This window comes from Agromyces molybdatiresistens (assembly GCF_052748445.2).
Genome location: NZ_CM188258.1, coordinates 242,346 through 255,020 on the forward strand (window position 1 = coordinate 242,346; position 12,675 = coordinate 255,020).

The 12,675-nt window shown below is 72.6% G+C and carries 13 protein-coding genes; 4 read left to right on the forward strand and 9 right to left on the reverse strand.

All coding sequences use genetic code 11. The annotated features are described in order from the left end of the window. Positions 1 to 23 precede the first annotated feature (23 nt). The 3 genes from ACULK2_RS01155 to ACULK2_RS01165 are packed head-to-tail and all read right to left on the reverse strand — an operon-like array spanning position 24 to position 3,181. On the reverse strand, positions 24 to 1,070 hold the full coding sequence (locus tag ACULK2_RS01155; RefSeq protein WP_445969738.1) for a lactonase family protein: 1,047 nt from the start codon (positions 1,068 to 1,070) through the stop codon (positions 24 to 26). Then, positions 1,067 to 2,353, reverse strand: coding sequence for an alpha-hydroxy acid oxidase (locus ACULK2_RS01160; protein ID WP_445969739.1), 1,287 nt, complete (start codon positions 2,351 to 2,353; stop codon positions 1,067 to 1,069). Before ACULK2_RS01160 ends, ACULK2_RS01155 begins: the two co-directional genes overlap by 4 nt. A gap of 15 nt (positions 2,354 to 2,368) precedes the next feature. Then, on the reverse strand, positions 2,369 to 3,181 hold the full coding sequence (locus tag ACULK2_RS01165; RefSeq protein WP_445969740.1) for a FadR/GntR family transcriptional regulator: 813 nt from the start codon (positions 3,179 to 3,181) through the stop codon (positions 2,369 to 2,371). Between the two features lie 182 nt (positions 3,182 to 3,363). On the opposite strand from ACULK2_RS01165, the gene ACULK2_RS01170 reads away from it, so the two are divergent. Continuing rightward, the gene (locus tag ACULK2_RS01170; RefSeq protein ID WP_445969741.1) at positions 3,364 to 3,873 is read left to right on the forward strand and encodes a DUF1707 SHOCT-like domain-containing protein; all 510 of its coding nucleotides are present in this window, start codon (positions 3,364 to 3,366) and stop codon (positions 3,871 to 3,873) included. A gap of 5 nt (positions 3,874 to 3,878) precedes the next feature. On the opposite strand, the gene ACULK2_RS01175 is transcribed toward ACULK2_RS01170, so the two are convergent. The 3 genes from ACULK2_RS01175 to ACULK2_RS01185 form a co-directional block, all read right to left on the reverse strand. Continuing rightward, positions 3,879 to 4,985, reverse strand: a complete 1,107-nt coding sequence (locus tag ACULK2_RS01175) for an NYN domain-containing protein (protein ID WP_445969742.1) — start codon at positions 4,983 to 4,985, stop codon at positions 3,879 to 3,881. Between the two features lie 136 nt (positions 4,986 to 5,121). Continuing rightward, positions 5,122 to 7,053 (reverse strand): cell wall-binding repeat-containing protein, encoded by a 1,932-nt coding sequence (locus tag ACULK2_RS01180; protein ID WP_445969743.1) that lies wholly within the window; start codon positions 7,051 to 7,053, stop codon positions 5,122 to 5,124. Between the two features lie 100 nt (positions 7,054 to 7,153). Then, the gene (locus ACULK2_RS01185) at positions 7,154 to 7,747 is read right to left on the reverse strand and encodes a DJ-1/PfpI family protein (protein WP_445969744.1); all 594 of its coding nucleotides are present in this window, start codon (positions 7,745 to 7,747) and stop codon (positions 7,154 to 7,156) included. A 202-nt stretch (positions 7,748 to 7,949) separates the two neighbouring features. On the opposite strand from ACULK2_RS01185, the gene ACULK2_RS01190 reads away from it, so the two are divergent. Next, positions 7,950 to 8,726 carry an IclR family transcriptional regulator gene (locus ACULK2_RS01190; protein WP_445969745.1) on the forward strand — a complete coding sequence of 259 codons (777 nt, stop codon included), beginning with the start codon at positions 7,950 to 7,952 and terminating at the stop codon, positions 8,724 to 8,726. Between the two features lie 87 nt (positions 8,727 to 8,813). Here ACULK2_RS01190 and ACULK2_RS01195 read toward each other — a convergent pair whose 3' ends face one another. Genes ACULK2_RS01195 through ACULK2_RS01205 form a run of 3 tightly spaced genes read right to left on the reverse strand, consistent with a single transcriptional unit; the run spans position 8,814 to position 11,470 of the window. After that, the gene (locus ACULK2_RS01195) at positions 8,814 to 9,785 is read right to left on the reverse strand and encodes a serine hydrolase domain-containing protein (protein WP_445969746.1); all 972 of its coding nucleotides are present in this window, start codon (positions 9,783 to 9,785) and stop codon (positions 8,814 to 8,816) included. 40 nt (positions 9,786 to 9,825) lie between these two features. Then, a complete protein-coding gene (locus ACULK2_RS01200) occupies positions 9,826 to 10,779 on the reverse strand; it encodes a 2-hydroxyacid dehydrogenase (RefSeq protein WP_445969747.1) in 954 nt (317 codons plus the stop codon). A 28-nt stretch (positions 10,780 to 10,807) separates the two neighbouring features. Next, entirely contained in the window at positions 10,808 to 11,470 is a 663-nt protein-coding gene (locus ACULK2_RS01205) for a TetR/AcrR family transcriptional regulator (protein WP_445969748.1), read from the reverse strand. A 98-nt stretch (positions 11,471 to 11,568) separates the two neighbouring features. Between ACULK2_RS01205 and ACULK2_RS01210 the strand changes: the two genes are divergently transcribed. Together ACULK2_RS01210 and ACULK2_RS01215 are read left to right on the forward strand one after the other, a co-directional pair. Continuing rightward, on the forward strand, positions 11,569 to 12,066 hold the full coding sequence (locus tag ACULK2_RS01210) for a pyridoxamine 5'-phosphate oxidase family protein (RefSeq protein WP_445969749.1): 498 nt from the start codon (positions 11,569 to 11,571) through the stop codon (positions 12,064 to 12,066). A 33-nt stretch (positions 12,067 to 12,099) separates the two neighbouring features. Beyond that, complete coding sequence (locus tag ACULK2_RS01215; protein WP_445969750.1) at positions 12,100 to 12,675, forward strand: hypothetical protein; 576 nt, start codon at positions 12,100 to 12,102, stop codon at positions 12,673 to 12,675.

Consider the following 12,675-nt stretch of genomic DNA (forward strand, 5'->3'; position numbering starts at 1 on the left):
GAGTGCGTCGCGAGGGCGCCGGATCAGGCGAGCGGCACCACGCAGGCGGGAGCGGTCAACCCGAGCACGCGGCGTGCGGCACCGGTCACCAGGTCGAGCTCGACGAGCACGTCGTCCTCCTGCGCGGCGACCACGACCGTGCGGTCGTCGAGGTGCGCATGGTGGCGCGGCCACGCGGCCCCGATCGGGAGCTCGGCCGCGAGGCGCGGGTGCGGGGCATCCGTCGCCTCGAAGACCGAGACCGTGTCGCGACCGCGGACGAGCGCCGTGAGCAGATTCCCAGAGGGGGCGCGGTCGAGGTGCGAGGGTTGCACGACGTCGGCGGCCGGGCCGGCGGTCGGGGCCACCACGCGCTCGGTCCCGGTCGCCGCCACGGTCGCGGAGTCGAGGTCGAAGGTGTGCAGCCGCCCGTCGAGCTCGCCGACGACGTGCAGCAGCCCTCCGCCGACGAGCATGTGCCGCGGGCCGGTCCCCGGCGGAAGCTCGAGCGTGCGCGCGATGCGGAGCGCCGGCGCCGCGCCATCCGTCGCCCGTTCGATCACGAGCTCGTGGATGGCGTCGCCGCCGAGGTCGCTGACGAGGTGGGTGCCCCACGGCGTCGCCGCGAGCTGGTGCGCGTGCGGGGCGTCCTGCCGGTCGGCGACCGGACCGGTGCGGTGGGGCAGTGCGAGGGTGACCGGCCGCCCCAGCTCGCCGGAGGGCTCGACCGGCACGGCCGTCACCGAGCCGCCCGTGTAGTTCGCGACGAGGAGCACACCGTGCTCGGCCGCGACGACGACGTGGCACGGGTCGGCCTCGCCGTGCACGACGGATGAGACCGGCACCAGCGCGGGCCGGGCGCCGGAGTCGCCGCCCGACTCGAGCCGGAAGCTCACCACCGACCCCGCGGCATCCTCGCCCACCGCGAACCAGACGTCGCCCGCGACGGCGAGGAACGACGCGTTCGATGCCGCCGCGGAGGTCAGCACGCGCCATCCGCCGTCGGCGTCGCGCTCGACGAGGTGCACCGCCGGGCCGGCGCCGTCGGGCGTGTAGCACCCGACGGCGAATCGGCGCCGCGGAGCGGTCACAGCTGCACCGGCGTGCGGTCGGCGACCTGCTCGGCGGCGGCGGCCACCGGTCGGGCGACGGGCACGAGCCTGGTGAGCTGCGTGACGTGCTTGGGCTCGAGCTCGTCGAGCGTCGCGACCTCGAGCAGCTTCATCGTGCGGACGATCTCGTTCCGGAGGATCTCGATGGTCTTGTCGACGCCGCGGCGGCCTCCCGCCATCAGGCCGTAGAGGTAGGCGCGGCCGACGAGCGTGAAGCGCGCGCCGAGGGCGACGGAGGCCACGATGTCGGCGCCCGACATGATGCCCGTGTCGAGGTGCACCTCCATGTCGCCCCCGACCTCGCGCACCACGTCGGGCAGCAGGAGGAACGGCACGGGCGCGCGGTCGAGCTGGCGGCCGCCGTGGTTCGAGAGCACGATGCCGTCGACGCCGCGGTCGGCAAGGAGCTTCGCGTCCTCGACGGTCTGCACGCCCTTCACGACGATCCTGCCCGGCCAGATCTTGCGGATCACGTCGAGGTCGTCGAACGAGATCGTCGGGTCCATCGCCGAGTCGAGCAGCTCGCCGACCGTGCCGCCGGTCGAGGAGAGCGACGCGAACTCGAGCTTGGGCGTGGTCAGGAAGTTGATCCACCACTCGGGGCGCGGGATCGCGTTGATCACCGTGCCGAGCGTGAGCTGCGGGGGGATCGAGAAGCCGTTGCGCTTATCGCGCAGGCGCGCGCCCGCGACCGGGGTGTCGACCGTGAAGAACAGCGTGTCGAAGCCCGCGGCAGCCGCCCGCTCGGCGAGGCCGTACGAGATCTCGCGCTGCTTCATCACGTACAGCTGGAACCAGTTGCGACCGTTCGGGTTGGCGGCCTTCACGCCCTCGATCGAGGTCGTGCCGAGCGTCGACAGCGTGAACGGGATCCCGGCGGCGCCGGCAGCGGCGGCCCCGGCCTCCTCGCCCTCGGTCTGCATCATGCGCGTGAAGCCCGTCGGCGCGATGCCGAACGGCAGGGCGCTCGGACCGCCGAGCACCTCGCGGGAGGTGTCGACCTCGGGCACGTTGCGCAGGATCGACGGGTGGAACTCGATGTCGAGGAAGGCCTGGCGCGCGCGGGCGAGCGAGATCTCGGCCTCGGCGGAGCCCTCGGTGTAGTCGAACGGCGCCTTCGGCGTGCGGCGCTTGGCGATCGCGCGCAGGTCGGCGATCGTGAGCGCCTTCTCGAGGCGACGCTCGGTCGCGTTGAGCGTCGGGGTCTTGAACCTCATGAGCTCGGCGAGCTCGCGGGGGTTCGGCAACTGGCGCTGGACCATGCTGGTGCTCTCTTCCTACGGGTGGGCGGGCGCGCCGGGCGCGCCGCGGTCGGTGCGGTCGGGGGCGGGGTCGGTGCCGGCGGCGACGCCGGCGTCGGGGGAGATCTCGGCGTAGTACCCCGAGATGTGGTCGTGGATTCGGGTGCGCGCGGCCGCGGCATCCGCTGCCCTGATCGCGTCGAGCACGCCGCGGTGCTCGGCCCGCAGCCTGGCGGACGTCGTCGCCCAGTCGGCGATGCGGCCGTGGCCGGCGAGCGCGTAGCCCTCGATGCCGCTGCGCAGGCCCGCCATCGTCGCGCTGACGACCTGGTTGCCGGATGCCTCGGCGAGCGCCAGGTGGAAGGCGGCGTCGAGCGCCAGGAACTCGGCCGGGTCGAGGTCGGGGTCGTCCATCGCGTCGAGCAGTCGCTGGGCCGCGCCGAGGTCGGGGGCGGATGCCGTGTCGCGCGCCGTGCTCGCGGCGAGGTCGCCGGCGACGTGGGTCTCGAGGAGCAGTCGCGTGGCGACGATGTCGTCGACCGGGAACCCGCTCGCCGCGACCTGGAGTCGCATGAGCGCGCTCATGCCGCCGCCGGGCGTGGCGATGATGATCGCGCCCGCGGTCGGACCGGAGCCTGCGTGGGTGCGGATGAGGCCGAGCACCTCGAGCACGCGCAGCGCTTCGCGCACGCTCGAGCGCCCGACGCCGAGGTCGGCCGCCAGCTGGCGCTCGCCGGGGAGCCGGTCGCCGGGGGCGAGCTCGCCGTCGAGGAGCTTCCGCTCGACGTGCTCGAGGACGGCCTGCCACGCGCGCGGCTCGATCGAGCGGGCGGATGCCTCGTCGCCCATGCCGTCTCCCTCGCGCGCGTGCGGCGCGCCCGAACGAGCCCGCCGATGTGGTCTGACCACAGCCTAGCAGATGTGGTCAGACCACATGGCGGAGCGGTGCCGCTCGAACGCGACCGATGCGTCGTCTCCCGGCGGACCGATGGTCCTTGTCGGACGGCACTCCGGAAGGGCAGGCTCGTGACATGAGCGGATACGCCGACCCCGACCGACCCGGACAGCGACTGAGCGATGCGGAGCGCGACGAGGCGGTCGGCCACCTCGCCTCGGCGCAGTCCGAGGGGCGGCTCACGCCCGCCGAGTTCGAGCAGCGGTCCGCCGCCGCGCGCAGTGCGGTGACGCGGGCCGACCTCGCACCGCTGTTCGCGGACCTGCCGCCGATCGCGCCCGGATCGCCGAGCGTCGCCCCCGTTCCGCCGCCGGGCCCGTCGCCCGCGTACGCAGGGCTCCCGTCGAGCACCACGACGGGGTGGGATGCGGCCCCGCCGCCGCCCTCGCAGCGTCGTTCGCGGGCGCTCGGGGGCCGGGTCGGCGACACGGTCATGGCGCTCTCGCCGTTCGTCGCACTGCTGCTCTTCTTCGGCTTCGGGTTCTGGACGCCCGGCGGGTTCGCCTGGTCGTGGCTGTGGTTCTTCCTGATCCCGATCACCGGCATCATCGTCTACGGCGGCGCGGCGACCGAACGCAATCGCTGAGTCGATCAGCCCTTCTTCGGGCGGATCCGCACGCGGTTCTGGCCCGTCGTCTCGTCGAGCTCGACGACGCCGCCGCGCGACTTGAGGAAGTCCGTGAACGACGCGAAGCCGAGCCGCCGCTCCTGGAACGACGGATCCATGCGCAGCATCTGGTTCTTCACCGCGCCGCTCGGCTGCCACTCCTCGTCGGACTTCGACCGCAGCAGCTCGAGCGCCTTGAGCAGCAGTCGTCCGGGGTTGCGCGTGGTGCCCGCCGGTGCGTCATCCGACTCCTCGCCGGGGGCCATGAACTGCACCGCCGTCGTGGGAACCGACGGCTTGTCCGCGGCGGCGTCCGCTTGGGCGTCGACGGGGGTCGCGTCCGCGGCCTTCTTCGAGGTGGCGCGCCGTCGGCGCGCGGGGGCCGGCTCGGCGTCGGCGGACGTCTCCGCCGGTGCATCGGCCGCGGCATCCGTCGCCCCCTGCTTCTTCGCCGCACCGCCGCCCTGCCTGCCGCGGGAGCCACTGGGCGGCGGCGCCGGCGCGCTCGCCTCGTCGTCGGCCACGGCGGCGTCCGTCGCCAGCAGCGCGTCGTAGTCGGCGAACTCGTCGCACGACGCGGTGAGCGCCCGGCTCGTGCCCCCCGCGACGCCGATGCCGACGACGTACCGGCCGAGGCGCTTGGCCTTCTGCGCGAGCGCGACGTAGTCGGAGTCGCCGGCGACGATCACGATGTGCGAGAGGTCGTCGATGCGGAACATGTCCTCGACTGCGTCGACGGCGAGGCGGATGTCGGCCCCGTTCTTCGTCGCCGAGAGCGGGAAGAGCTGCACGAGGTCGACCGCACGGTCGATGAGCTGGCCGCGGTAGCTCGCGTTCACGGGCGTCGACCAGTCGGCATAGGCGCGCGCGATCGCGATCGTGCCGAACGTCGCCGCGAAGTCGAGCACCGCGTCGATGTCGACCGTCGCCTCCTTCAGGCGCTCCGCGGCCTTGGTGCCGGCGGAGACCGCCTTGTTGCGTGAGGTGTCCTTGCGGTACTGGCTGTCGCCGTGCAGCTGGTCGTACCGGGAGATGACGATGTTGTCGAAGTCGAAGTAGAGCGCGACCCGGGGTTCTGCCGAGGCTGGCATGAGGACCTTCCGTCGTGGGCGTGCTTCGATCGTAGGACGTGCCGCCTCCGACGCGCCTGAATCGACTGGGCGAACTCGGGACATCATCGGCGTAGCCCTGACAGCCGAAGGACCGCGCAGCGCGCTCCGCTTCAGCTCACCCGCACGGCGTGAGTTCGGCGGCAGTCGTCGAGACGGCGTTCTCGCCGCCCAGCACCACGAGACGTTCTGTGCCGTTGGTCGCGATCTCGAACAGCGTCGCCTGGGGTATGCACCCCATGGGAACGAGATAGAGCGGCGCACCGAGTGCTCCCGAGAGCGCCGCGCCGGCGAGCGCGTCGGGAAAGCCTGTGCCGGTGGCGATGAACGTGGTCGTTGCACTCGGCGCAGCGCGTCCGACGATTCTGGAGGAGGTCGAATACCGATTCATACCCCAGATCCGTTCCACCCAGCTTGGCGTCGAGAGTCCGAAGGAGTGATTCGAGAGCCTGCTGAAGACTGCGGGTCCGCCTACAACGGTGGAGTGCTCCGAAGCAAGACGCTCGAGCAGGGCCTTCGTTTCGCTCCCGAGGTCGAGCACCGAGTTCCCGTCGGGCGCCATGCGCGGATGCGAACCGTCCACGAGCAGGACAGGAGCGTCGGAGACCCCCGCTGCAGCACTGGCGGAGAGTGCGTCGGGAAAGGCTTCGCCTGTTGCCACGAACAGCTCGGCCGCCCCCGACTCGCCGAAGGCATAGTCGACGATTGCGCGGGATGTGGCGTAACGGTTGGCACCCGCCAGACGGATCGTCGGAGCGACGGTCCGGAGCGCACCCAGCACATCTTCCGAGATGATGGCCGTTCCTCCGACGACGACGATCCGGGAAGGGGAGAGTCGCGCCAGCTCGTCCATCGTCCGTTGCGGCACGGAGCCGCGACGCACGAGGCGGAGAGGAGCGTCGACCGCCGCAGCAGCAGGGGCGGCGCTCAGCGCATCGGGGAAATTCTCGCCGGTAGCGATGAACACGGTCGAAGCCCCGTCGGGGTACCCGAATTCTGCGATCTCGGCCGCGGTGTCGTACCGGCTTGCTCCTGCGAGGCGCGTGACGGCCACCTCCGCCGGCGTCGGGACCGGTCCCAGATCGAGAACCGCCACGCTCGACGGGTAGCTGGGCACCACGACGGTGCGGCTGTCGGCGGCGATCGCGGCCGTGCCCGGAGAGGGGACGGCGATGGTCTGCTCGAGCGCGCCGGAGGCCACTCGACTGACGAGCAATCCATCTCGGTCGGGGTCGACCGTCACGAGCCGGAGCCCATCGACGGTCATCACGGGCTCCCGCTTGGACGGGATCGTGGTTTCAATCAGGCCGTTCGGCTCGATGAGATCCCCCCGACGAAGGGTGCCCCAGCCCATCACGTATCCCTGAATTCCGTCAGGGGTGACCGCCACCCGGTTGCCGTCGCTGCTCAGTTGTTCTACCCGCGACTTCTTCGCCCCGGTGCTGACGTCGATCGTCCACAACCCCCGGTACCCCGACCCGGAGACGACGTGGCCGATGTTCGGAGCGGTTCCGAATTCGACGCGGCCGGTCTCGGTTTCGAGTTCGATCACTCTCAGGCGCGCTCTGGTCGAGGTGCTGAAGACCGTCACCTTGACATCGGAGGACGCCACCAGATACCGGTCGTCCGGGGATACCGACAGATGTCTCGGCGTCCAGGCCTGCGGGAAGTATCCGATGACCTCGGACCGGGCCGCATCGACGATCGATATTCCGTGGCCCTCGTTCGAGGTCTCCCATTCCACGCTTCCGACGTACACCTTCGTTCCGTCGCGGCTGACGGTCACGGATCGCGGTCCGCCCGGGATCGGCAGGCTCGTGACGAGCACGCCCGCTGCGACGTCCACGACCGAGAGGAGATCTTCGGCCTCATGAGTCACCCACGCGCGGGACCCGTCGGGCGCGATCGCGACTTCGGTCGGAGCCCCGGGAAGATCCACGGAGCGGAGAATCTCCGATGCGTCGGCGGGCGACGGCTCGACGGCGGTCAGGAACGGGATGGCGACGGCGACGGCGAGGGCGGCCCCGACGAGGCGGAGGAGCGAGGGCATTCGGGTACTCCTAGGCAGGGAGTTTTCAACGTACCACGCACGGTGGGGGCCCCAGAGAAGCCGACCGAGAGGGGCCGCCGCCCGACAGGAGCGGCGCGGGTCAGCCCGCCGACGCGCCCGCGAGTTCGGCGTCGGCGCGCACGCCGGCCGCCTCGAGCACCTCGAGGAACGCCTTCATCCACGTGCCGTTGTCGGGCCACGCCCGCGCGGTGACGAGCGCGCCGTCGACCACGCCACCGCCGCCCTCGAACACCCCGCCGGCCGTCTCGATGTCGATCGCGAGCTCCGGGTAGGCCGACGAGGTGCGGCCGCGCAGCACGCCGGCGGCGGCGAGCAGCAGCGGGCCGTGGCAGGTCGCGGCGACCGGGGCGTCGGCCTCGAGGAAGTGCCGGACGATGCGCTTCGCGTCCTCGTTGTTGCGCAGGTACTCCGGAGCGCGGCCGCCCGGCACGACGATCGCCACGTAGTCGGCAGGGTCGACGTCGGCCAACGCGACATCCGCCGGCCAGGTGTGCCCGAGCTTCTCGGTGTACGTGTCGAACCCGTCCACGAAGTCGTGGACGACGAACTGGAGCCTGCGCGCCTCTGGCGCGCCGAGGTGCACCTCGAATCCGGCCTCCTGGAGGCGGTGGTAGGGGTAGAACACCTCGAGCGTCTCGGCGGCGTCGCCGGTGAGGATCAGGATCTTCGACATGGGGTACCTCTCTGTACGTCGGCCCGCCGGGCGGCGGGATGCGGCGCGGGCGGCTCGGTGCCATCCGCTCGACCTCACCCTGCGCGCCTCGACGGGTCCCGGCATACGCGCTTCGCACTATGTGCGAATCGCACGTCAGGTCGGCGCACGGAGGACCGATCGGCCCGCGACGCGGCCGCTGCGGCGGCGTAGCATCGAGCCCATGAGCGCAGTGGAGCGCCGGGGCGGCGCCGGGATCCAGTCGGCCGAGCGGGCGCTGCGGATCCTCGAGCTCGTCGGCGCCGCACCGACCGGGCTCACCGCTGCCGAGATCGCCGCCAGCCTCGGGCTCGGCCAATCGACCGCGTACCGCCTGCTCGCGACGCTCCACCACCAGCACTACCTCGCGCGCCAGCCGGGCGAGCACCGCTACATCCTCGGCCGATCGGTCGACGACCTCGGCCGCGCCCTGCAGGTGCAGCTCGTCGCGACCCACCCGGTGCGCGCGGTCCTGCGCGAGCTCCACGACACCGTCCGCGCGCCGGCGTACCTCACCGTCTTCCGCGGCGACGACATCGCGGTCGCGCACATCGAGGACTCGCCCGAGCACCCGCGGATCGGCCAGCTCCACGTCGGATTCTCCGAGGCGAGCCACACGACGGCGTTCGGCAAGCTCATGCTCGCCTCGCGCGACGATGCCGCCGTCGATCGCTTCCTCGAGCGGCACGGCGCCAAGCAGCTCACTGCGTCGAGCGTGACGGATGCCGCGGCTCTTCGCGAACGACTCGACGACGTGCGCGCGCAGCAGCTGGCCGTCGAGGTCGAGGAGTACCTGCCGAAGCTCGCCTGCATCGCCGCACCGGTGCGGAGCGCGGCTGGTCGTGTGGTCGGTGCGGTCTCGGTGTCGGTCTCCGCGAAGGACCTTCCGTCGCGCGCGCGGGAGCTCGAGCGCGCGGTACGCCGCGGGGCGTGGCAGGTGTCGGCGCGGCTGGCGGGATGATCGGCGCGGCCGGGGCTCGCCGGCCGTCGTGCGCGATCGAGGGTCGCGGGTGCCTCTCGCGGCGAAGGCCCGCCTGACGCAGGTGCGTCAGACCGCCGTCGCGACCGCGTTGTGCAGCTCGTCGGCGTCGACGCCGAACCGCCCGAATCCGCCGCCGAGGTTCGTCATGAGCACGAAGCACACGCCGAGCGACGGCGTGATCCAGAATTCGGTGCCGGCCCAGCCGCCGTGCCCGAACGTGTCGGTCGTGAGCAGGCCCGGGGCCGAGTGGCGCAGGTTCCACGTGAAGCCCCAGTCCTGCCCGCGCGCCGCGGGGTACGGCTCGAGCTTCGGCAGGCCCGCGGTCAGCGGGCGCAGCATGGCGGCGGCCGTGACCGGCGCGACCACGGCGCCGTCGTTCCTCAGCAGCGCGCTGCCGAGAGCGAGCAGGTCGCCGGCACGCCCGAGCAGGCCCGCGCCCGGATGCCGCAGCGCCGCGAACCGCGCATAGTCGAGGCCCTGTGCTGCGGCGTCGACGGGAGCGTGCGGGGAGGCGTCGGCGTCGAACGTGAGGCCCGAGGCATCCGATCGCTCGGCGACCTCGGCGACCGCGCGCTCCCACGGCGCTCCCGAGGCGTCCTCGATGAGCGCGGCGATGCCCTCGAACGCGATGGTCGAGTACCGGGAGACGGTGCCGGCGGCGAAGTCGCGACCCGGAGCGAGCAGCGACGGGCGGAGCCCGGCGGGGGTGTCGAGGGGCGGCTCGACGATGCCCGAGGTGTGGCTCGCCAGGTGGCGCAGCCGCACGACATCGTCGCGGCCCGCGCCGAAGCCCGGCAGAGCGCGTGTGAGCGGCGTGTCGGGCGTCAGCCGGCCCTGCTCGACGAGTCGCAGCGCCGCGAGACCAACGATCGGCTTCGTGATCGAGAACAGCGGGTAGTGGTCGTCGACGGATGTCTCGCCGAACGCGTCGAGCGCGACGACGCCGTCGGCGCTCGCGACGCCGAGTACGGCGTTCGGCAGCGGTCCGTCGGCGACGTTGCGGCGGACCCAGTCGAAGGCGTGGTCGAACTGCGGCATGGGGTCGTGTCCTCTCGTGGCGCTCGTGGCGCTCGTGCGGTCAGCTGCGGAGCACGATGTTGCGCGGCCCGTCGCCCCGCAGCATCCGCTCGATCTGGTCTCGGAGCAGCCGCGCCATGCGCGGCATCATCGCGGTCGTCGCCCCGCCGACGTGCGGCGAGACCAGCACGTTCGGCAGGGCGAAGAGCGGGTGCCCCTCGGGCAGCGGCTCGGGGTCGGTCACGTCGAGCGCGAAGCGCAGGCGGCCGGATGTCGCCTCGGCGACGATCGCGTCGGTGTCGGCGACCGCGCCGCGCGCGACGTTCACGACGAGCGCGCCGTCGGGCAGCGCGGCGAGGAACTCCGCGTCGACGAGCCCGGTCGTCTCGTCGGACAGCGGGACGACCACGATCGCGACCTCGGTCGACGGCAGCAGCTCCGGCAGCTCGTCGACGCCGTGGATGCGACCGCGCTCGTCGTCGCGCGCCCGGCTCGCGACGCGCGTGAGCTCGACCTCGAAACCGCCGAGCCGCTCCTCGATCGCACGGCCGACGCCGCCGTACCCGACGAGCAGCACCCGGCGGTCGGCGAGGCTCGCGTGCCGCGCGGGCGCCCAGCGCCCCTCGTCGGCGGCGCGCACGAAGTCGGGGATGCCGCGCTGCGCCGCGATCGCGAGCCCGACCGCGAGCTCGGCGGTCGAGGTCTCGTGCACGGATGCCGCGTTGGCGAACACGTGCCCGGGCGGCAGTGCGCCCGGCACGTCGTCGTAGCCGATCGACTGCGACTGCACGAGCCCGACGTCGAGTCCGTCCAGGACGCCGAGGCGCGCCGACGCGCCCATGTAGGGCGGCACGACGATGTCGATGCGGCGACCTGACGCCTCGGGTGGCGGCGGCCCGGTCATGTCCCACTCGACGAGCTCGACGCCCTCGGGTACGCCGCCCGCCGTCTGCTCGAGCGCGTGACGCAGGGTCGCGCCGGGCACGGTGATGAGAAGTCTCGGGTGCTCGCTCATGCGTCGATCCTTCCAGCCGCGACGGCGCTCACGGCAGCTGCTCGACCTGGGCACGGACGATGTGCTCGACGAGCGCCGACTGCGCGGCATCGTCGCGGGCGAGGTCGTCGATGCCGTGCAGCAGCCCGTCGACCGCGAGCGACGCGAGTCCGTGGCTCAGCGCGCACAACTGCAGGAAGGTCGTCTCGACGTCGCCGCGGATGTCGCCCGCCGCGTGCACGTCGGCGACGAGCGCGCGCAGGCCGTCGAGCGCGGCCAGTCGGGCACGATCGAGCGCGTCGTCGCCCTGCGCGATCGCGGGCGTGCGGAAGATCGCGTCGTAGTGGGCCGGATGCCGGCGCGCGAACGCGACGAACTCGAGCGCGTCGGCGACGAGCCGCTCGCGACCCGGCAGGTGCGCGGCGACCTCCTGCGCCGTGCAGAGCTCGTCGTCGAGGAGTGCGAGGCCCTCGAGCGCGAGCGCCCGCATCATGCCCTCGCGGCTCCCGAAGAAGTGCGTCGGCGCGGCGTGCGAAAGGCCGGCGCGCCGCGCGACCTCGCGGAGGCCGACGTTGCTGAGCCCCTGCGCGCGGGCGAGCTCCTCGAGGGAGCGGAGCAGTGCGGCGCGGCCGGGGGAGCCGCCGCCGGCGCCTGCTGGCGGGACCGCCGCCGCGCGTTCGGCCGCGGCATCCGTCGTGACCGTCTCACTCATCCGCTCCCCGCTTCCGGCACATGCTTGACAATGTCAAGCCCTCGCTCGTATCCTGCTTTACATCGTAAAGCCTTGACAATGTAAAGCGGAGGTGCGACATGGTCGACATCACGAGCGAAACGGTCTGGCAGGCCATCGCGAACGAGAACTTCCTGGTCGTCGGCATGGTGTCGGCACGCGGCGAGGCCCGCACGGCGGGCGTGATGCACCACGTCGACGACGGCCTGATCTGGTTCACCACGAACGACCGCGAGTGGAAGGCGCGCCACATCGCCGCGAACCCGTCCGTCTCGGTCACCGTGCCGATCGCGAAGCGCGTGCCGTTCGTGCCGTGGGTCAGGGTGCCCGCCGCGACGATCACGTTCGCTGCGACCGCCGAGATCGTGCCCGTGGCCGACCTGCCGCCGACGGTCGGCCGGGCGCTGCTGCACGGGCTCGAGGTCACGGACGGCGGCGAGCGCGGCGCGCTCGTCGCTGTCGCGCTGCGTCCTCACGGCGACTTCGTGACGTACGGGATCGGCGTCTCGGTGCTCGGCATGCGCGACACCGAGCACGCGCGCGGGCGCGTGCCCGTCGCGACGCCGGTCGCCGCCTGAGCGCGCTGCCGTCCGGTCACTACGATGGCGCGCATGGACGAGTCCGGTTCCGCATCCGAGCCATCGCCGGGTGCGGGCCGGTCGGACCGCGGCTCGCTCCGCACGCGCCGTCGCGACCGGCCCGTCGATGAGCGCGTCGAGGCGCTGAAGGAGCGGGTCTACGCAACCTTCACCGGCCTCGCGATCGTGCTCGTGCAGCACGAGAACGCGGAGCACCTCACTGCGACGCGGGCCACGCTGACCCTCCTCGTCGGCATCGTCGCCATCACCGCGGCGGGCCTCGCGGCCGACGTGATCGCACACATCGTGGTGCACGCCGAACTGCCTCGGCGCCACGCGCTCGGCCGCATGCTGCGCGTCGCGGGGTCTGCACTCGCCTCGGCGAGCGTGCCGCTCGTGCTGCTCGTCCTCGCGATCGCGGGCGTGTTCGAGCTCGAGGGCGCGCTGCGTGCCGCCTCGATCGTGTACCTCGTGACGCTCGGCATCATCGGGTACGTCGCCGTGCGCCGCACCCACGTCGCGTGGTGGGAGCAGCTCGTCGCGCTCGGCCTGCTCGTGCTCCTCGGTCTCGCCGTCGTGGTGCTCCAGCAGCTCGCGCACGGTCACTGA